General features: G+C 63.1%; 13 protein-coding genes. All 13 read right to left on the bottom strand.

The window, feature by feature from the left end:
* Positions 1–184: 184 nt before the first annotated feature.
* The gene (locus tag QWJ34_RS05270; RefSeq protein ID WP_302726025.1) at positions 185–1,030 is read right to left on the bottom strand and encodes an NfeD family protein; all 846 of its coding nucleotides are present in this window, start codon (positions 1,028–1,030) and stop codon (positions 185–187) included.
* A 202-nt stretch (positions 1,031–1,232) separates the two neighbouring features.
* Positions 1,233–1,676: a GatB/YqeY domain-containing protein gene (locus tag QWJ34_RS05265; RefSeq protein WP_302726024.1), complete on the bottom strand. Its 444-nt coding sequence runs from the start codon at positions 1,674–1,676 to the stop codon at positions 1,233–1,235.
* A gap of 73 nt (positions 1,677–1,749) precedes the next feature.
* Complete coding sequence (gene rpsU, locus QWJ34_RS05260) at positions 1,750–1,923, bottom strand: 30S ribosomal protein S21 (RefSeq protein ID WP_005547957.1); 174 nt, start codon at positions 1,921–1,923, stop codon at positions 1,750–1,752.
* Positions 1,924–2,047: 124 nt separating this feature from the next.
* Positions 2,048–2,410, bottom strand: coding sequence for a histidine triad nucleotide-binding protein (locus tag QWJ34_RS05255; protein ID WP_302726023.1), 363 nt, complete (start codon positions 2,408–2,410; stop codon positions 2,048–2,050).
* Between the two features lie 384 nt (positions 2,411–2,794).
* A complete protein-coding gene (locus QWJ34_RS05250; RefSeq protein ID WP_302726022.1) occupies positions 2,795–6,361 on the bottom strand; it encodes an AAA family ATPase in 3,567 nt (1,188 codons plus the stop codon).
* The gene (locus QWJ34_RS05245; protein ID WP_302726021.1) at positions 6,358–7,542 is read right to left on the bottom strand and encodes an exonuclease SbcCD subunit D; all 1,185 of its coding nucleotides are present in this window, start codon (positions 7,540–7,542) and stop codon (positions 6,358–6,360) included. The genes QWJ34_RS05250 and QWJ34_RS05245 overlap by 4 nt, the downstream gene beginning before the upstream one ends.
* A 207-nt stretch (positions 7,543–7,749) precedes the next feature.
* The gene (gene addA, locus QWJ34_RS05240; RefSeq protein WP_302726020.1) at positions 7,750–11,676 is read right to left on the bottom strand and encodes a helicase-exonuclease AddAB subunit AddA; all 3,927 of its coding nucleotides are present in this window, start codon (positions 11,674–11,676) and stop codon (positions 7,750–7,752) included.
* Complete coding sequence (gene addB / locus QWJ34_RS05235; RefSeq protein ID WP_302726019.1) at positions 11,676–15,251, bottom strand: helicase-exonuclease AddAB subunit AddB; 3,576 nt, start codon at positions 15,249–15,251, stop codon at positions 11,676–11,678. Before addB ends, addA begins: the two co-directional genes overlap by 1 nt.
* Positions 15,252–15,371: 120 nt before the next feature.
* Complete coding sequence (locus QWJ34_RS05230) at positions 15,372–15,752, bottom strand: hypothetical protein (protein ID WP_302726018.1); 381 nt, start codon at positions 15,750–15,752, stop codon at positions 15,372–15,374.
* A 238-nt stretch (positions 15,753–15,990) separates the two neighbouring features.
* Complete coding sequence (locus QWJ34_RS05225) at positions 15,991–17,343, bottom strand: class I SAM-dependent rRNA methyltransferase (protein ID WP_302726017.1); 1,353 nt, start codon at positions 17,341–17,343, stop codon at positions 15,991–15,993.
* A 39-nt stretch (positions 17,344–17,382) separates the two neighbouring features.
* Positions 17,383–17,814: an NUDIX hydrolase gene (locus tag QWJ34_RS05220; protein WP_302726016.1), complete on the bottom strand. Its 432-nt coding sequence runs from the start codon at positions 17,812–17,814 to the stop codon at positions 17,383–17,385.
* Between the two features lie 145 nt (positions 17,815–17,959).
* The gene (mtaB, locus tag QWJ34_RS05215; RefSeq protein WP_302726015.1) at positions 17,960–19,303 is read right to left on the bottom strand and encodes a tRNA (N(6)-L-threonylcarbamoyladenosine(37)-C(2))-methylthiotransferase MtaB; all 1,344 of its coding nucleotides are present in this window, start codon (positions 19,301–19,303) and stop codon (positions 17,960–17,962) included.
* Positions 19,304–19,306: 3 nt separating this feature from the next.
* On the bottom strand, positions 19,307–20,068 hold the full coding sequence (locus QWJ34_RS05210) for a 16S rRNA (uracil(1498)-N(3))-methyltransferase (RefSeq protein ID WP_302726014.1): 762 nt from the start codon (positions 20,066–20,068) through the stop codon (positions 19,307–19,309).
* Between the last annotated feature and the right edge of the window lie 174 nt (positions 20,069–20,242).

Raw genomic sequence — 20,242 nt, 5'->3', positions numbered from 1 at the left:
CTCCAGATATCGGTCCTTCCGCTCCGGCGGGGCGCAGGCGCCCCGCCGGACTTCGCGGACCTCGTTATGTGACGCGGCGGATATGATCCGCCTTTTGAAGCAGTCCGGTTCGGCGCGGCGCCGAGCCGGTCGGAACATGCGGTTCGTCCGCCGAAACGATCGGCCGCCGCACAGGATCGCCGATTCAGATCGGCTCGATCGGACCGAGGCCGCTGTGCCACTTCTCCTGCACCACGACGCGTCCGCCTTCCGTCTTGACGATCGTTACGGCTTTGTCGCGTTCGATAAAGCCGCCTTCGGTAACCACGTCGATCCGTTCGCCGTCGATCAGGACGGTGCCGGAAGGCCGCAGCGGAGTCAGCGACACGCCGTCGCGTCCGACCAGTTCATAGCGCGTAACGGCCGAATTGTAGCCGGCTTCCGAGGTCAGGCTGTCTTTCAAAATAAAGCGATTCCAGATTCCGCGTTCCTTGAATACGAACGCGACGATGCCGACCGCCGCGGAAGCCAGAACGAACGCGATGCCGAGCGAGGTGAACGCATGACCCGTGTCCCAAGCCGCCATAACTACTCCTCCAATCAGCGAGCCCGCTCCCAGCAGGCCCAGTATTCCGAAGCTCGGAATAAACATTTCCAGCGCCATCAACACGATCCCGACCGCGAACAGCAGCCATACGTAGGTGCTCGCGAACCCGGCGAACGTATTGGCCAAAAAGTACAGGATAAAAGCGGAGACGCCCAGCACTCCCGGGAAAATCAATCCGGGCAGCAGCAGTTCGATCACCACTCCCGCCAATCCGATAAACAGCAGCAGGGTCAGCATAATCGGGGTCGTCAGAAAATCGGCCGCGTGGGATATAAATCCCGTCTGGGCGGGCAAACCGAAACTCGCTGCTCCTAACGGACCGGCGGCCGAAGCCGTCGACGCAAACGATGTACAGGCGATCAGCGGAATGCCGACCGTCCAGACGGCGAGCCAGAACGAGGCCGCCAATCCGACGAACCATTTGGACCGGGTATGTGTATTCACCAGATCCTCCCTCCTTCGTCAAATGTCTCTTTGCTTGCCTTTTGCAACCCTCTGGACACAATAAAGTCTTTTCATTACTAGTATACGCCCGTTGAACGTTTGCGTTTCAAAAAAATCGAAACTTTCCACATAAATCTTCCGAAAAAACAGCCCGAATACAAAAACACCCTTCCGTTTCCGGAAGGGTGTTCGTTTCACTCGTCTATTGCAGGTACTGCTGAACCACTTGGTTAACCAACTTCCCGTCGGCGCGCCCTTTGACTTTAGGCATCAAAGCGGCCATGACTTTGCCCATATCGGCTTTGGAAGAAGCACCGGTTTCCTGGATGGTCTGCTGTACAATGGCTTTAACTTCTTCTTCGCCAAGCTGAGCGGGAAGGTATTCAGCAACAATGTCGATTTCGGCTTTGACAGTCTCGGCCAAATCTTCACGACCTGCTTTTTCGAACTCATGGAGGGCATCTTTGCGCTGTTTGATCTCACGACTCAGAATATCAAGCACTTCCTCGTCATCCAAAGTCCGCTTCGTATCGATCTCCTGGTTCTTGATCGTCGCGCGAATCATTCGTATGGTGGAGAGTTTGAATTTATCCTTACTCCGCATGGCTTGTTTCATATCTTCGTTTAATCGTTCGCTAAGATTCATTACAAATAAATCCTCCTACCAATGATGTGTAGTCAAAGCGCAAAAAAACAAGCGCAATAAACCCTTCACATCATTAGAACTTTCTTTTGCGAGCAGCCTCAGACTTTTTCTTGCGCTTTACGCTAGGCTTCTCGTAATGCTTGCGCTTCTTGACTTCCGCCAACACGCCGTCTTTTGCAATAGAGCGTTTAAAGCGGCGAAGAGCAGCATCGATAGTCTCGTTTTTGCGAACTTTAGTTTCAGACACCAGTTTCCCCTCCCTCCGACCAGACCGTCCAAGAGCATAACACGGTTAATCAACTTTCATTATAGGCGAAAATCGAACCTCGTGTCAATGCTTAGAAAAAATCCTTGAACGAAGTCTTTCAGCCTTAGTTATGCGAGCCGGAAATCCCTGTCAGCGCGCCTAATTTCGCTCCTCCGAGCAGGTGGAAATGCAGGTGCGGAACCGTCTGGCCACCGTCGTCTCCGCAGTTGTTGATCACGCGGTATCCGCCGCCCGCAATACCGAGCTCGCGCGCAAGCTTTGCCGCGACCAGATGAATCTCCCCGATCAGCGCCGCGTCTTCTTCGGCGATGTCGTCCAGCGACGGAATCGGCTTTTTCGGCACGATCAGCACATGCACCGGAGCCGCGGGCTGAATATCGTGAAACGCGTAAATCCGCTCGTTTTCGAACACTTTTTTGCTGGGGATGCTGCCGTCGATAATTTTGCTGAAAATGGTTTCGCTCATCTTCGTTCCTCCTCGGATCGTCCGCGCCGGAACGTTTTCCCGGGCCGGCGGATATTGGACATATGGATTCGCCCGGACGCAGCACGCGTCTCTGCCGGTTCGTCCGGCTTCTGTACCCTGCTATTGTACCGGGGATTGCGGAAAAATACAAAAAAAAGGAGCACCCTGCACGCCCTAAAAGGGCGGCTGTCTCGGCTTCCGTTCCGGCGCGGGCGCGCAAAGGCTCGCAGCGGAATCAGGGCCAGGGTTCTCCTTGATATGATGTCGGCTGACTGTATTATAACAACCGCTTGAATCTGTCTCTGTGATCGAAATCACGAACTTGTTTTTTTCCTGATATTGCGCTTGAACAAGCGCTTTCCGGCGCGCAGCCGTATCTTTGTTCTACATCTTTTCCAGCACCACTTTCGATCCCGCGCCCGCGTGGTCGGCCGGCTGCACGATCAGGCGGCGCGGCAGGCGTTCGCGCAGTTCCTGCACGTGGCTGATAATGCCGACCGACAAGCGGTCGCTGTGCAGGTGTTCAAGCGACGTGACGACGGTATCGAGCAGCTCGGGATCGAGCGTGCCGAAGCCTTCGTCGAGAAAAAAGAACTGCAGCGGATATTCGCCGCGCAGCTGGATCTGGGCCGACAGCGCAAGCGCAAGCGCGAGCGACGTAAGGAACGTTTCTCCGCCGGACAGGGTCGAGACCGGGCGGCGCACGCCGCCGTTGGCGTCGTCGCGCACGACGAATCCTCCGCCGGAGTCCACTTCCAGCGAATAGCGCTGCTTGGTCAGGAAGCGCAGCCGGTTCGAAGCGGCGCGGCTGATCTGGATCAGCTGCTCTTCCGCCACGTACTCGACGAACGCGTTGCCCCGGAAGCACGACTGGAGCTTGGACAGCCGCTCCGCTTCGGCGGCTTTCTCCGAACGCCGGCTTTCAAGGGCCGTCCAGCGCTCGTGGCGGCCGGATACGTCTTCGAGGTCGCGCTGCGCCCGCGCCCGGGCCGCCAGCGCTTCTTCGTCGAGCCGCCGGCACTCCTCCAGCCGACGGACGCATTCTTCCCACTGCGCCTCCGATACGTCCGCTCCGTCCAGCAGTTTCTCCAGCTCGCGCAGGCGCGCGTTCAGTTCGTTTTCGCGCTCGCGGTGCGCCTGCACGAGTTCCCGGGCTTCCCGGACATCTTCTTCGTCCATGCGGGCATTCTCGGCATCGTCGTCCGATTCGAACGGGGAACGGTCCAGCGCTTCGCGCCAGCCGGATTCCGCCGCTTCGGCGTGCTCGGCGGCCGAAGACGCCGCCTGATCGGCCGCCGCCGAAGCGCTGGCCTGACGCTGCCAGGCTTCGCGGGACGATTCCATGTCCCGGCGGGTGCGCTCGGCGGCTTCCCGCAGCCGATTCAGCCGGCCCGCGGTGTCGCGCAGCAGTTCGGCTACATTAGCCCCGTTCGAGGCTTCGCGCAGCCTGGATTCTTTTTCCGCGGCCAGCTCCGCTTTGCCTTCGGCCTGGACGGTAAGCTGTACCAGCAGCCGTTCCGCTTCGGCGGACTGCTCTTCGTGGCTTTTCAGCGAATCTTCCATGCTTCGGATCACCGGCCCGCTTTTCTCCAGGCGGAGCTTCAATTCTTCGGCCTGGCCGTCGCGGCGCCGGATCTCTTCGCGCCGGCGCTCCAATTCGTCGCGGCGCAGATCCGCGAACGAGTCGTTCCAGCGGGCGGAGGCTTCCTCCAGCCGCCGCTCCAGTTCGGCGAGCCGTTCCCCGGCTCGCGCTTTCTGCCGCGCGGCGCCTTCCAGCCGGGCGCGCGGCGCTTCGGCGCCGCGAACGGCGGCGCTCCAGGCCCGCTCCGCTTCGCGGGCCTCCGCCTCGAGCGCGGAAGCTTCGCGCTCGGCGAGTTCCGCGGCCGACCGCAGGCGGGCGTATTCGGCGGCGCAGGCGGCGGGGGAAGCGGAAGCTTCGGCGGCCGGGGCGGATTCGCCGGCCGCAGCGCCGGCATCGGGCGCGAACAGAGCCGCGGGCGGTTCGCCGGAGCGGTCGATCGCTCCGGCAGCTGCGTTCGCGCTTTCGGCGGCGAACGGGAAAGAAGAGCCGGGAGCGGGAGCGGCTCCCGGGGCCGGCCGGGTCGAGGCGGATGCGGAAATATCCGCGGGCGCCTCGGCGGCGCGGGAATGCGCGAGTTCTTCGCGCAGCCGCGCGGCCAGCGTTTCGCCGCCCTGCCGCAGGCGGGCGGCGTTCAGGCGCAGCTCGCGCGCGCCGAGCTGCAGATCGCGCAGCGGCTCCGGATCCGCCGCGGCCGAGGCGGCGGAAGGGTCTTCATCCGCCGGCTGCGGATGATGCTGCGCGCCGCAGACGGGGCAAGGCTCGCCGTCCGCGAGGGCGTGAGCCAGCTCCGCCGCCATGCGGCGCTTGGCGGAATCGAGATCCGCCCGTTCCAGTCGCCGCTCTTCGGCCGCCGCGGCTTCCAGCAGCGCGGACAGCCCGGCATCGAGCCGGCGCAGCGAAGCCGCGCCGGCTTCGGCGCGGACCGCCGCCTGCTCGAGCGCGGCGCGGCAGGAAACTTCGCGTTCTCGCGCGGCCGACAATTCGGCCGAAGCTTCCCGTTCCTGCCGCTCGGCCTCTTCGAGGTCGCGGCGCACGCCGGGAAGCTGTTCTTCCAGGGCGGCGGCGGAATCCGCCAGGCGCCCCGCTTCTTCGAGCGCGGAGCGGTCCGCGCTGCGCACTTCGCAGGCGGCGAGCTGCTCCTGCAGCTCGCTTTGCAGCCTGCCGGCCTGCTCCAGCTTGCGCCGCAGCTGCTGCGCGCCTTCGCGCGCGCGTTCCAGCCGCGCGGCGGCTTCGCCGCGGTCGCGCTCAAGTTCCGCGCTGTCCGCGCGCAGCCCCTCCAGCTCGCGCTCGAGCCGGAGCGCCTGCTCCAGCTCCGCCGAGCGCCGCAGCAGCCGCGGCTCCTCGCCCGAAAGCGCTTCGCGGGCTTCGCTTTCCGCGGCGGCGGCACGCGAAGCGGCGCTTTGCGCTTCGCCCAGCGCGCCGCGCAGCCGGGCCGCCTGCCCGGCCAGTTCCTCCGAGCGCTTCGCCGCGCCGCGGAAGCGCTCCAGCGCAGGCAGCAGCGCCGACGCGGCCTGCGCGCGCAGCGCGCGCGCTTCAAGCTCACGGACGGCTTCGCCCCGTCCGCGCAGTTCGTCCAGCGCCGACGCCGCGCTTCGGCGCTCGTGCGCGCGCTCTCGCACGCGGGACAGCCGGCCGTGTTCCTCGACCGCCCCGTCCAGCGCCCTGCGCCGCTCCAAAGCGTTCAGGCCGGCTTCGTCCAGCCGGCCGCGGGCCGCCGCGACATCGTCCGCGGAAGCCGGACCGAGCCCCTGCTGCTCGGCTTCGACCGTGCGCAGCGCGCTTTCCGTTTCGCGCGTCCGCTTGTTCAGCTTCTGGACCAGTTTGTCGCCGTACTGCTCCAGATGGAACAAACGCTGGAGCATCTGCCGCCGGTCGCTGCCTTTGAGCGACAGGAATTCGGCGAATTTGCCCTGCGGCAGCACGACGGCGCGGGTAAAGTCGTCCATTTTCAACCCGATCACGTCCTCGACCGCCCGCGTAACGTCGGCCAGCTTGTCCGCGACCACTTCGTCTCCTTCGGGCTTCACTTCGACGAAGCGGCTGAGCGTATTGCTGACCGAGACTTCGCCGGTGCGCTTGAAGCGGCGTTCCACCCGGAAGCGCCGCGCGCCCGCCGCGGATTCCAGTTGGAAGGTAAACGCGACGTACAGCGTATCTTCCGAATGGTTCATAATGCCCTGCGTGCCGCCGTAGGCGCGCTCGACTTTGCCGTACATCGCCAGCGTAATCGCGTCGAGCACGGTGGATTTGCCGCTGCCCGTCGGTCCGAAGATACCGAACAGACCGGTTTCGCACAGCTCGGTAAAATCGACTTCCTGCGCTTCGCGGTAGCTTTGCAGCCCCGACAGCTTGAGCGTAATCGGCTTCATTCGGCGTCTCCTCCTTCCGTCGTCTCCCCGTTTTCTTCGGCCAGTTCCAGAAACAAGCCGACCAGCGCGTCGTCCGGTTCCGCCCCGCCAGTCTGGCGGCGGTAGAACGTTTTGAACAATTCGTGCATCGGCAGGCGCGACCGCTGCTCCGGCGCGTCGGCTTCTTCGAGCTGCGGATACACCGGGCGGATATGGACCAGTCCGTCGCGGGCGCGGCGCAGCGACTGGATCTCGGCGAGCGACATCGCTTCGGTCAGCGTCAGCCGCAGATCGATAAACGCGCCCGCGTCTCGTCCTTCCTCCAGCCACGCGTACACCTGGCTCATCCCTTCCAGCGCATTCCATTCCACCAGCGGACGGCCGCACGACAAATAAATCTCGTTCAGCCGCGGCTCGCCGCCCGGCTCGACGTCCATCAGCATCACGGACTTGGTTTGTCCGGCTTCGGAGAAGCTGTATGCGATCGGCGAGCCGCTGTAGCGGATAATGCCGTCTCCTTTGACCGCCTGCGGCCGGTGCAGATGTCCCAGCGCCGTATACTGCGCGCCGCACGACAGCGCCGACGGATCGACCGTATACGCGCCGCCGACCTGGATCGGCCGCTCGGAATCGGACTCCAGTCCGCCCAGCACATAAATATGGCTCATGGCGAGGTTGACCGTTTTCGGCGAAAAGCCGGCGGCCAGCTTGCGCATCAGCAGTCCGACCCGTTCGCTGTACGCCCGGCGCAGCAGATTCTCGTCCGTGCCGTCCGCGATCAGCAGCTCGTTCAGCCGCGCTTCCGACGGATAAGGCAGCGCCGCGACAACGGCTTTTTCGCCCGTCCTTGCGATATCGAAGTTCAGCGCCTGTTCCGTCGGCAGCCCGACCAGCGAGATGCCGCTGCCTTTGACCAGCGGCCGCACCGAAGCGACCCGTTCGGGATGATCGTGGTTGCCCGCGATCGCCGCGAGCAAACAGCCTTCGGCCCGAAGCCGCGCCGCTCCTTCGTAGAACAGCTGCTCCGCCGCGGCAGGCGGATTGACCGTATCGTACACGTCGCCGGCCATCAGAATCAGATCGACCCGTTCGCTGCGGACGATCTCCACCAGCTCGTCCATAAATTTCTCCTGCTCTTCGAACCGGCTGCGTCCTTCCAGCGTCCGGCCCAGATGCCAGTCCGCCGTATGCAACACGCGCATGCTTCGCGCCCCTTTCTATTTGGCAAAGCCCCGGGCGGGCAGTTCCCGCGCCGGGACTTTCGATAAGATAATTTCGGCATCGTCCGTCCCGATGCCGCTTGTTCGTTCGAATTGGATACGCGTCTTCCGGATCGCCGCTTTACCCGCCGCTCTGCTCGCCTGGCATGGGTCGGCCGCAAACCGTCGGACGCTTTTCGGCTCTTCTTTCTACAGCCGCACGCCTTCTCCCGCGTCGAAAAAATACAGCCATTTCTCATGTACCGGTTCGCCGAGCATGTCTTCCAGCGCCCGGGCGTAGAAATCGAGCTGGAAGCGGTAATGCTCGGCCAGTTCGGATGTGCCTCTGCCCGGCTTGATCCGGTCCGTTTTGTAATCGAGCAGGATCAGGCGGCCGTTCTCGCGGAACAGGCAGTCGATCACGCCCTGAACGAGAACCCGCTCGCCCGGCAGGCGCTCCAGTCTGATCCGTTCATAGCCGCCCGCAAGCCGCTCGCTCGGCAGCAAACTGCCCGCCGCTTCGTTGTGCACGGGCAGCACCAGCGCGCCCAGTTCTTCGTCCGCGCCGATCCCGGTGCTGAACGGCAGCTCGCGCCGGACCCAGTCCGCCCGCGCGGCGCGTCCGCCGATCCCGCTGCGGATAAAAGCGGCGATGTCGGCGGGCCGCACGGCGTCGGCTTCCGCTTGAAGCAGGATGCTTGTCCGCACCAGCTCGGCCAGCGTCGCCGAGGCTTCGGTTTCGCCGGTATCGGGATTCAAGGGCACATGCTGCATCAGCGTATGATACGCCGTGCCCCGCTCGGCGCCGGTCAATCGGCGCCGCTCCATAAAGCGCGGCCGGCGGAGCTGGAGCACCGACGTTTCGTTATCCGTCGAAGGATTGTCCGGCTCGCCCGGCTCCGACCATCCCGCCAGACGCCGAGCCGCTTCCAACGCGTCCGCGGCCGGATATTCGCCGCCGGCGAAGCGCGACTTGATCTCGGTCACGGAAGTCTTGGCCGCCGCCCCGCCGGCCGCCGCGTGCGGATAGCTCCACGAGAAGCGCGCGGCGTAATCGTCCGCCCGCTGTGTGCCCGCGCCGCCCGCGCCGCGCATCAGCTCCCGCAGCCGTTCCGATCGCTCGGCGTACCGTTCTTCCCCGTCCCGTTCGGCCGCCGACGCGGCGTCTCCGCTGCGCAGCGAGAACGACCAGCCGCCGCGCGTATGCCGGCTATCGGCGGATTCCGGCATATCCGACAAAGACCGCAGCTGCGCCGCGCCTTCTTCGAAGATCAGCGCGGGTCCCAGCCAATCCATATAAGACCGGCCTTTGGACAGCGTATAATCGGCGATGCCTTCCGCACCGCCCGCCGCCTGCATCCAGGCTTCGATCCGGCCCGGCAGTCCGCGGACCGAAGCGACGAGAATCATCTTGTCGCGCGGACGGGTCAGCGCCACATACAGCACCCGCATTTCTTCGGCCAGCAGTTCCACGTGCGCGCGGCGGCGAATCGCCAGCGCGGGCAGCGTCGGATAGCCGACGCGGCTCGCCTCGTCCACGAAGCGCGGGCCGAAGCCCAGTTCCTTGTGCATCATAAAAGGCGCGTTCAAATCCTGCATATTGAACGTTTTGGACAGTCCGGCGATAAACACGACCGGGAACTCCAGTCCTTTGCTTTTGTGGATCGTCATGATCCGCACCGAATCCTGCGCCGCTTCGGCCGGAGCTTCGGACAGATCCCCTCCGTTCTCCTTCAACCGCTCCACGAAGCGCAGGAAGCGGAACAGCCCCTGCGCGGAAGTCGAGCGTTCGAACTGCACGGCCCGGTCCTGAAGCGCCAGCAGATTGGCGCGGCGCGCCGCGCCCCCGGGCAGTCCCGCCACCCAGTCGGCGTAGCCGGTTTCCCGGTACAGCGTCCGGATCAGCAGGCTCAGCTCGCCGCCGCGCGCCAGATCGCGCCAGCGCTCGAGCGCATCGATGAACCGCCGCAGCACGTCCGCCAGCGGTTGGCCGTCCGACGCTTCGCCGCAGTCTCCGCCGGCCGCTTCGATTACGGCGTCGTGGAAAGTCAGCCGCGGGCCGCACAGCCGGATGCGGGCCAGCTCGTCTTCCGACAAACCGACGAGCGGCGAACGCAGCACCGAAGCGAGCGGAATATCCTGCTGCGGGTTGTCGATGATGCTCAGCAGCGACATCACGATCTCGACTTCGGTCGCTTCGAAGTAGCCGCGCGACGTATCGCCCGCGGCGGGAATGCCCGCCAACCGCAGTTCTTCGATCAGCATCGGTCCCCATACGCCGGCCGCGCGCAGCAGCACGACCATGTCGCCGTACACGGCGGGGCGCATCCCTCCGGCGGACTTGTCGTAAATATGCAGCGGTTCGTGCCCTTCCGTCTGCCCGGTCAATTCGTGGATGCGGGCGGCTATCGCGCGCGCTTCCAGCCGGACCGCTTCGATCTCGGCCGCTTCCGCGGCCAGGGCGTTTTCTTCGCCGGCTTCGCCCGGCGGCTCTTCCCCGCTCGCCGTGCCGCCGCGCTCGATCAGCATCAGCTCGGGCGCGTATTCGCCCGCTTCCGCCCGCGGATACGAGGTCGCCCCGTAAGCCAGCTCCGCGCGTTCGTCGTACTGGATCTCGGCGACCCGCTCGTTCATGATGCGGCGGAAAATATCGTTGACCGCGTCCACCACTTCGAGGCGACTGCGGAAATTGCGCGCCAGATCGACGCGCAGCCCGCCCGACGCGAAGTCTTCGCCGTAAGCGCGGTACTTATGCAGGAACAACCCCGGCTCCGCCAGGCGGAACCGGTAGATGCTCTGCTTCACGTCCCCGACCATAAACCGGTTGCCGGCTCCTTCGCGCGCAATCAGCGACACGATCTCTTCCTGAACGGAGTTCGTATCCTGATACTCGTCCAGCAGCACCTCGTCGAAGCGGTTCCGGTATTCGAGCGCGGCTTCCGAAGGAATCGGATGCCCGGGCTCCGACGACGGATCGCGCAGAATGCGCAGGCAGTAATGTTCCAGATCGGAGAAATCGACCATGCCTTTGGCCTGCTTCGAACGCGAATAGCGGTCGCCGAATTCGATCGTCAATTCCGCCAGCTCCCGCATCAGCGGCGCGGCTTGATTCAGTTCTTCCAGAAAAGCTTCCGGCGAGCGCCCGAAGTAAGCCGATTTCACTTCGGCCAGCTCTTTCTTGGCCGCTTCGCGCAGAGCTTTGACCCGATCCTGGATCTGCGGATCGGCCTGGTCTTTGCGCACCGCCTTGAGCTTGCCGAAAGAAGCCGACGCAAATTCTTCGTACAGCCGGTGCCAGGGCTTCAGCCGCAGCGCTTCGCGCAGCCGGCGCAGCGTATCGAGATCGTCGCGCAGCGTTTCCGCGTAAGGCAGCGGTCCGCCCGGCGATTCGGCCAGTTCGAACGCGCGGACCAGCAGATTCTCCGTCCCGGCCAGCACCGACGCGGCGCCGTCCGTCAGGCTGCGCGCCCAGATGCTTTCACCCAGCGTTTCGATATCCGGGCAGTCGAATTCCGCCGCCGCTTCCCGCAGCCAGTGCTCCGGCCACGGATGGCTGCGCGCGAAATCGTACAGCCGCTGCACCAGCAGGAAAGCCGGATCGTCGGACCGTTCGCCACCGAACCAGTCGATCAGCCGGCGAAACAGCGCGCCTTCTTCTTCGAGCGCGTATTTTTCTTCGAACAGCTCTTCCAGGATTTCCTGCCGCAGAATCTCGCTCTCGTGCTGATTGGCGATGCGAAAGCCCGGATCGAGCGGAATCAGCGTATAGTAGCGGCGGATCACTTCCAGACAGAACGAGTGCAGCGTCGTGATCGAAGCCTGTCCGAGCAGCGACAGCTGGCGGCGTAAGCGCGTGTCCTGCGGGTGGGCGGACAGTTCTTTATTCAGTGCGTCGCGAATCCGCTGGCGCATCTCGGAAGCGGCCGCTTTGGTAAAGGTCGCGATCAGCATCCGGTCCACGTCCGTCGCGTTCTCCGGCGCGGTCACTTTACGGATAATCCGCTCGACGAGCACGGCTGTTTTGCCCGAGCCCGCCGCGGCCGCGACCAGCATATTGCCGCCGGAAGCCGCGATCGCTTTCCATTGATCGTCGCTCCACTGGCTGCCTTCGGGTTTGTCGGTATACGTAATTTCCATTATCGGCTCTCCTCCCCTGCCCCGTCTTCGTTTTCCGTCTGGAACATTTCCCACACTTTATCGCGTCCAGGCTTGTCCAGATGATTGTAGCCGGAACGGTCCAGGCTTTCGTCGAATTGGCAGACGGAATGGTACGGACAGAAATCGCAGGCCGTTTCCTGCTGAATCCGGTACGGGCGGGCTTCCGATTCGCCTTCCGTGATCCGCTTGCCGATGCCGGCGATATTGCGCCGCACGCCGCGCAGCAGCGAATCCCACTGCTGCGGATCGGCCACGGCGGAGCTGCTGTAGAAGCCTCCGTCCGCTTTGACTGCGACCGGAATCAGCGGCGAATAGCCTTTTTCCAGCGACCGGTCCATCTTCGCCACGACTTCGCGGTCGGCCAGTACCAGCCCTTTCATCTTGAAACGTTTGAGCATTTCCTGCGCCGCTTCCTCGCGCGACATGCCGTTGGGCGAAGACAGCAGCGGATTCTGCACATGGAAATACAGCGTTCCCGCCGGCAGCGCCGGAGCGCCGATCCAGTCTTCGGCGTGCGTCAACAGCACATCCAGATACGTCAGCATTTGCAGCGACAGTCCGTAATACACTTCGTGCAGTTTCAGGTCTTTGCCGCTCGATTTGTAATCGATCACCCGCAGCAGCAGGCCTTCTTCGCCTTCGGCCACGTCGACGCGGTCGATCCGGCCGACGATCTCCATCGTGCAGCCGTTGTCCAGTTCGAATACGAGCGCCGGAATATCCTGGCCCGGCCCGAAGTCGATCTCCAGCCCCAGCGGTTCGAAGTCGCCGCGCCGCGCATGTTCGCCGAGAATAATCGAAGCGCGGCCGACGATATCGGTCAGCTTGCGCGAGATATAACCGTAGCGGCTGGTGCTGAACAGAATCTCTCCCTGCAGCCGCGGCGCGATCTTGTCCACCGACTCTTTCGCTTCGCCGAGGCATTCTTCGACCGTCAGCGAACCCCAGCTGCGGTTCTGTAGACGCAGCCGCATCGCGATATCGCTCAGCGCCGCATGGAACAGCTGCCCGATGTCCGGCGCGTTCAGCTTGTACAGCTGGCGTTCTTTGAGCTTCAGCCCGTGCGACGCGAAATGCGAGAACGCGCAGGCGGTAAACTTCTCCATACGCGACACGCTGGAGCGCAGCTTGCGCCCGTACAGCTTCATGCTCGTCTCGCGCTCGAGGCGGTCCGATTCGTTTGTGTACAGCAGCGAGGCCAGTCCTTTGCTTAACCGGTCTTCCCACTCCGGCCGCTGCCGGTAAGCTTCAAGCACATCCCACCAGAGCGGATGAATCTCCGCGCCGGCTTTCCACAGCCGAAGCTGCCCCAGCAGATGCGGCAGCGTCGCTTCCGGCTGCGTAACGAAGCGTTCGTAAGCTTCCTCGTCCATGCCCGGACCCGGCAGCGCACCGCCTCGGATTTCGGCGATAAACGGAAAGCGCGTCCGCAGCTCCAGCAGCACCTCCGACGGCAGCAGCGGCTTGTCTTCTTCGTCGCTCAGCGCATAGCTCAGCCACAGCCGCCGCGAAGCGCCGGTCAGCGTATGATAGATCAGCAGCCGCTCGTCGAGCATGCGGCGCTCCGCGCCGGGCGACAATTCAAGACCGCTTTCGGCCAGCCGCATCCGTTCGGGTTCGCTGAGCAGACCGCTCTGCTCCGGCGCCAGCGGCACCAGCCCGTCGTTGAGTCCGAGCACGAACGCGTATTTGATATTCAGCGGCCGCGTGCGGCTCATATCGCCGAGCAGCACCCGGTCGAGCGCCGGCGGCACCAGCCCGAGCTTCAACCCGGCGATGCCCGTTTCCAGCATGCCCGCGAATTCGTCCGGGCTTACTTCTTCCGAGTCGATCAGCTCGGCGATCTGGTCGAGCAGGTCGAGCAGCGCTCCCCAGATCTGGCGGTGCACGTCGGCCGACTGCGGATCGCCGGCCGCGTCCGCTTCGCGCGCCAGCCGGTCGAGCCGCTGCGGCACCTCGGCGTCCGCCAGCAGACCGTAAACCGCTTCGCACATGTTCCGCGCCGAATCCGCTTCTTTGAGCGCATGCTCGAACGCCGATAACGGAGCGGCGATCCGCTGCCGGCAGCGTTCGATCGTCTGCATCCGCTCGTTGATTTCGGCCTGGTCTTCAAGCGGCGCGGGCTTTCCTTCTTCGTCCAGCGACAGCTTCGGCGCTTCGCGCCACGGACGGCCGTCGGCCCAGCGCGCGCCGCGGATGCCCGAAGCCAGCACGAAGTTTTCCAGCCGGTCCATGTCTTTGCGCGTCAGGCTGCGGTCTTCCGGCAGCAGCAGATCGGTCTTGACGCAGCGGAACACGTCTTCGTAGCGCCAGCGGTACCGCACCACGTCGAGCGCGGCGCGGACAAATTCCGCCAGCGGATGGTGCACCACGCTTTTGCGGCGGTCGGTAAAGGAAGGAATCCCGTAATCCGACAGCACCGGGGCCAGTACGGATTCGTACAAGCCGAGATCGCGGACGAATACCGCCATATCGCGGTAGCGCGCACCTTTGTCGCGAACGAGCCGCAGCATTTCGCGCGCGGCGGCGTCGGCTTCCGCCCGGCGGTTTTCGGCGGCGTGCAGCGCAATCCCCGCTTCTCCGTCGGCGTTGCGAGCCATCCGCTCTTTCTTCCCGCCTCCGCGGGGCGATTCCCATACGCCTTCCCGTCCGTATTCGCTCAGCGATTGTTCAAGCAGGCCGAGCAGCGGACTGTCCGCGAATCTCGGCAGAGGTCTTTCTTCGGCGGCAATCGTCTCGCAGCTTGCCCCGACGCCTTCGGCCAGCTTGCGCAGCCGGCGGTAAGTCGTGCCCGTCTGGTGAAACAGATCCGTGTCGCCGGGCTGCTCGCCGTTCTCGTAAGGATGGTCCAGCGTAAGCGTACAGACGGTCGATTTCGCCGTATTGAGCAGCGCGCCGACCACTTCGTATTCGCGCGGCGTAAACGCGTCGAAACCGTCGATCCATACTTCCGCTCCGCGCACGAGTTCGGATCGGCCGAGCTGCTCCGCCAGCCGCATCAGCGTGTCTTCGGAGTCGACGTAAAGCTGCGACAGCCGGCTCTCGAAGTCTCGGTAAACCGGCAGCGCGTCTTCCAGCTTCTCGCGCAGCAGCGGCGAGTGCCCGGCGGACATCAAATCTTGCATATGTTCTTCGAGCACCGCCGAATCGACCTTGTAGCGTTTGAGTTCGGTGTACAGATCGTTCAATTTGGCGATAAAGCCGGGCTGCTCGCTCGAAGCGCCGAACAAGCGCAGATCGCCGCGGCGTTCCCTCAGCAAACGGTAAAGCAGCATCCGCTTGCCTTCGTCGCCGATCGCCGTCAGCGCGGAGCCGCCCGTTTCCTGCATCACCCGGTAAGCGAACCGCGGAAAACCGAGCACCTGCGCGCGCAGGCCGCCGCTGCCGCTTTGCCCCGCGAACAGCGCATATTCCGTCTGGAATGTGGATTGTTCGGGCACGATCAGCAGCAGCGGAGGTCCGAGCGGGTCCTGCTTCATTTTAGCGCGAATCTCGCCTAGAATCCGGGTCGTCTTGCCGCTGCCGGAACGTCCGAGTCTGATTTGTAGCGTCATGGGCCGATAGCCTCCTTCATAGGCAAACTTTATCTATAGTATAACTTATCGCGCAAAAGAAGAACAGACGTTCCGTACCCGGGCCGCCGCGGGCCTGTTTCTTCTTGCAGGTCCGGACCCTTACTTGCGGCCGCGCGCCCCGAGCCGGCTCCAGACCCGATACGGCACGTCGAAAGACATCAGGGCCGCGAGCAGAAGCGGCGATACGGCGCCGACGATCGACGCGGTCAGCCACATCGCATTCTTGCCGCCGAGTCCATACCCGATCCAGGCGGCTCCTCCGGTAATCAGCAGCCAGAATACGACCATAACGCTCCAAAACCACAGGGTGGCCGCGAAGTCGCGCAGAATCTCGCCCGGCATCGCCCGCGCCTGCCGGCTCAGGTCTTCCCGGCTGCCGATTCGCCCGTCGTTCTCGTCCGTCCCGCTTGGCCCGCCGCTGCCGGCCGGAACTTTTCCATTTTTCGGTTTCCGTTCCCAATCTTCGCGGTTGTCCGCCATTTCTGCCTCCTTCGCGCTCGCGCGGGCGTTTTTTACGCTGTTGGCGTTCGCGCTTGCTTCCGTTCCGCGCCCCGCCGCGCTTCCTGTTTCCTCCAGCGTATAATGCCGGGCCGGCAAATTCAAATGTTCCGGGCCGAAGGACAACGTCTTTTCCGATCTTTTCGCGCAAAAAGCCCGTGTTCCGCATACAGCGAAACACGGGCCATCCATAGGTTGCCGACTCGAAAGCGGATTGCGTTTAACGGCTGCGCACTTCGAACACGGCGAATTTCAAATAATGCCCTTCGTCCACTCCGAGAATCTGCGGATGGTCTTTGCCGGCGGCTCTCCATTCGATCAGGCGCAGCGTTTTGCCCGCGTCGCGGGCCGCTTCCCCAATCGTTTCCAGAAACAGATCCGGCCGCATATGGTACGAGCAGCTCGCCGTTACCAGATAGCCGCCTTCGCTGACCAGCTTCATGCCGTGCAGATTGATGTCCTTGTAGCCGCGGCACGCGCCTTTGACCGCCGAGCGGGTCTTGGCGAACGCCGGCGGGTCGAGGATGACCACGTCCCAGCTGCGGCCGCCTCCGGCCGGCATGGGCACCGACGTATCCGCTTTGGACGAACCGTCCGCGCGGCGCTTGCGCTCTTCAAGTCCTTTGACGTTCTCGCGCAGGTATTCGAACGCGTCGGCAACGACGAATTCCACCCGGTCTTCGAAGCCGTTCAGCCGCACGTTTTCCCGCGCGCTTTCGATCGCGTGCGCCGAAATATCGAGGCAGGTCACTTTCTTGGCGCCGTAAGCGCAGGCGTGCAGCGTAAAGCTGCCCGTATGCGAAAAGCATTCCAGCACCGTCGCGCCGTCCCAGTACGGGAATTCGACGACTTTGCCGTTCTTGTTGACCGGGCGGCGCATGCCGTCCACGTCCTGCAGCGAAATGCCGCTGCGCTCCCCCCAGCCCGTCATCAGCGGACGGATCGAAGCGCGGTTCTCGCGCTGGTCGAAGAAATAGCCCGTTTTCTGGCCCTGTTCGATATCGACTTTGACCAGCAGGCCGTTCTCCGTCACGGTGACGTGGCGCGGACAATCCCCGTGCAGCAGTCCCGTTGTTTCTTCCAGTCCTTCAAGCGCGCGCACGGACACGTCGCTGCGCTCGTAAATCCCGAGCGGGCGCACGACTTCGACCAGCGCGCTGACGATCGCGTCCCGCCGCTTGTCCATGCCCAGCGTCAGGATCTGCACGACCAGCACGTCCGCGAAGCGGTCGACGATCAGTCCCGGCAGGAAATCGGCTTCGCCGTATACAAGGCGATAAGCGTTCTCCCCGCTCAGGAAACGCTCGCGGTGCCGCAGGCAGTCGCGAAACCTCGCCGCAAAAAAGGCCTGGTCCATCTCTTCGACTTTGCCGCGCGACAGCAGCCGGACCGTAATCTGCGAAGATGGATTATAATAACCCGTCCCCAGCGGTTTGCCGCGATGATCGGTCACCTCGACCAGGTCGCCGGGAGCCGGATCTCCTTCCGTGCCCGAAATTTCGTTGTTGTAAATCCACGGATGGCCGTCTTCCAGCCGTTTTTTGCGGTTTTTGTCCAGTATGACTTTTGCCAAAATACATCCTCCTTCGATTGCCCCGCGCAAGCCTCGCGTTCAGGGCTTCGCGCCGAGCATTTCCAGCGCCGATTCCAGGATCGGGTGATTGTTGTCGTATCCCGATTTCTTGTGCAGGTTCAGCGCTTCCTCGGGCGAGAACCATTCCACGCCGCGAATTTCTTCCTGCTGGGCGCGCAGCTCGCCGCCGAGCGCTTCCACCAGGTAATAGCGGACTTCTTTGTCCACCAGTCCGTATTTCTCGTTCTCGTATTGGTAGCGGATAATGTCCACCAGCTGCACGATCCGGCCCTGTATGCCCGTTTCTTCCTGAATTTCGCGCAGCGCCGCTTCGCGCGGCGTCTCGCCCGGCTCGCGCTTGCCTTTGGCCAGCGATACTTTGCCGTAGCGGTCCTGGATCAACTGGATCTGCAGCCGTCCCGCATCTCTGCGGTATACGACGCCGCCCGCCGATATCTCCGTTCTGCTCACCGTCTTCTCTCCTTATCCGTGCTTTCGAATCCTCCGCCCGCCCCGTTCACGGCCCGCCTGCGCAAGCAAAGGGACTCCGCGCAAGCTCAAGCGAAGTCCCTTCCCGCCGCCGGGCGCGCCCGACGGAGCTTTCCGCCGGCCTTTTTTACGAAGCCGACGACGGCCGGACCGCGTCCAGCACGCGCAGCAGTTGGCCGCGGCATTCGCCGGCGCCCGCTTCCGCGATCTGCACGCGGCAAAGCTGTCCCTGCAGCTCCTGCGAACCTTCGAACACGACAGTCAAATAATTGTCGCTGTGCCCGGCTGCGAAGCCCTGCGGATACAACCCTTTATCGTTTTTCTCCGGAATGACTTCCACCACCTGGCCGACGAACTTTTGCGCGTATTCAAGCTGCATCCGCTCGGACAGCTCGATCAGCTCGTGCACGCGCGTATTTTTGATGTCTTCGTCCACCTGGTCGTCCATGCGGGCGGCCGGCGTGCCGGTGCGCTGCGAATACGGGAACACATGCATTTCGGAAAAACCGATCGCCTGCATGAATTCGTAGCCCGTCCGGTACATCTCGTCCGTTTCGCCCGGGAAGCCGACGATCACGTCGGTCGTGATCGCCACGTCCGGCATGGCCTCGCGAATCCGCGCGATCTTGTCCGCGAATTCCGCGGTCGTATATTTGCGGCGCATCCGTTTAAGCACCGAATCGTCGCCCGCCTGGAGCGGAATATGGAAATGGCGGCACATCTTCGTCGAGCGCTTCAGCACGTCCAGCATCTTGTCGTCGATCTGGCTCGCTTCGATCGAACTGATGCGGATGCGCTCCAGTCCTTCGACTTTATCCAGTTCTTCCATCAGATCGGACAGCCGGTAATTCTCCATATCGTCGCCGTAGCCGCCGGTATGAATGCCGGTCAGCACGATCTCTTTGTAGCCGGCCGCGACCAGCTGGCGCGCCTGCGCCAGTACGCTCTGCGGCTCGCGGCTGCGGGACAATCCGCGCGACCACGGAATAATGCAGAACGTGCAGAAGTTGTTGCAGCCTTCCTGGATTTTGAGAAAAGCGCGCGTATGGCCGTTGAAGCTGGGCACGTCGAGTTCTTCGAAGGTCCGCGTTTTCATAATGTTGCGCACGGCGTTGATTGGCTCGCGCTTCGCCTGGATTTCGCTTACGAGCGGCAGGATCTTCTCGCGGTCCTGCGTGCCGATGACGAGATCGACGCCCGGGATTTCGAGAATCTCGGCCGCCGAAGTCTGCGCGTAGCAGCCCGTGACCGCGACGATCGCGTCCGGATTGCGGCGCACCGCGCGGCGGATAATCTGGCGGCTTTTCTTGTCGCCGGTATTGGTTACCGTGCACGTGTTAATGAGGTAAACGTCCGCCGTCTGGTCGAACTCCACCTGCTCGTAGCCTTCTTTTTTGAACAGCTGCCAGATGGCTTCCGTATCGTAGAAATTGACTTTGCATCCCAGTGTATAAAAAGCGACTGATGGCATATGCTAAACTCCTCCCATTTCTCCGGCTTCGTACAAAATGCACGCCAGCGCGGTCATTCCGGCCGTTTCGGCCCGCAGGATGCGGCGTCCCAGCCCCGTGATCGAAGCTCCCGCCGCGGCGGCGGTTTCCGCTTCTTTTTCCGTAAAGCCGCCTTCCGGCCCGACTACGACCAGCACGCTCGACGCGCCTTCCGCGCAGCTTTCGGCGAACGGACGCACAAGGTCGCGCAGCTGTTTGGCGTCTTCTTTTTCATAGCAAAACAGCACCAGGTCGTAGCGTTCGAACGATTGCAGCAGCTGCCTGTACGTCAGCGGCTGCGACAGTTCCGGTATGCGGCTGCGATGGCTCTGCTCGGCCGCTTCCTTCGCGATCTTGCTCCAGCGCTGGAGCCGCTTCTCTTCTTTTTTCGCGTCGTACTGGACCACGGTGCGCTCGGACAGAAACGGCACGAACGCGTGCGCGCCGATCTCCGTGCATTTCTGAATCACCGTCTCCAGCTTGTCGCCTTTGGGCAGACTCTGGGCGATGCTGACGCGGACGCGGGCTTCGCTCCGGTCTTCCAGTTCTTCCAGCACGCCGGCCAGCACTTCGCCCTGCTCGATCGATTCAAGCTCGGCCAGCGCCACGCGCCCGGCTCCGTCGCAGACGATAATTTGATCGCCGGGACGTCCCCGCATGACTTTGCCGATATGGCGCGCATCCTCGCCGAGGACGCGGACTTTGTCGTGTTCAAACTGCTCTTTTTCCACAAAATATCTCTGCATCGCTCATCCACTTCTCTTCCGTTTTTGACCAAATTCCATCATACACGGTTTGGCCGCCGCTGACCAGTGGACATGGAGAAAAACCGGTCTTCCGACGCAGCGCGTTCAAACTCGGAATCGTTCCCTGCGAAAAAGAAAGGACGATGGAGTTGAAGGCATTTGCGAAGGAAATCC

The organism is Saccharibacillus sp. CPCC 101409 (assembly GCF_030518235.1).
In the GTDB taxonomy this organism is placed as follows: Bacteria; Bacillota; Bacilli; order Paenibacillales; family Paenibacillaceae; genus Saccharibacillus.
The sequence above is the reverse complement of the archived record's forward strand: the minus strand, read 5'-3'. Positions and strand labels throughout refer to the sequence as shown.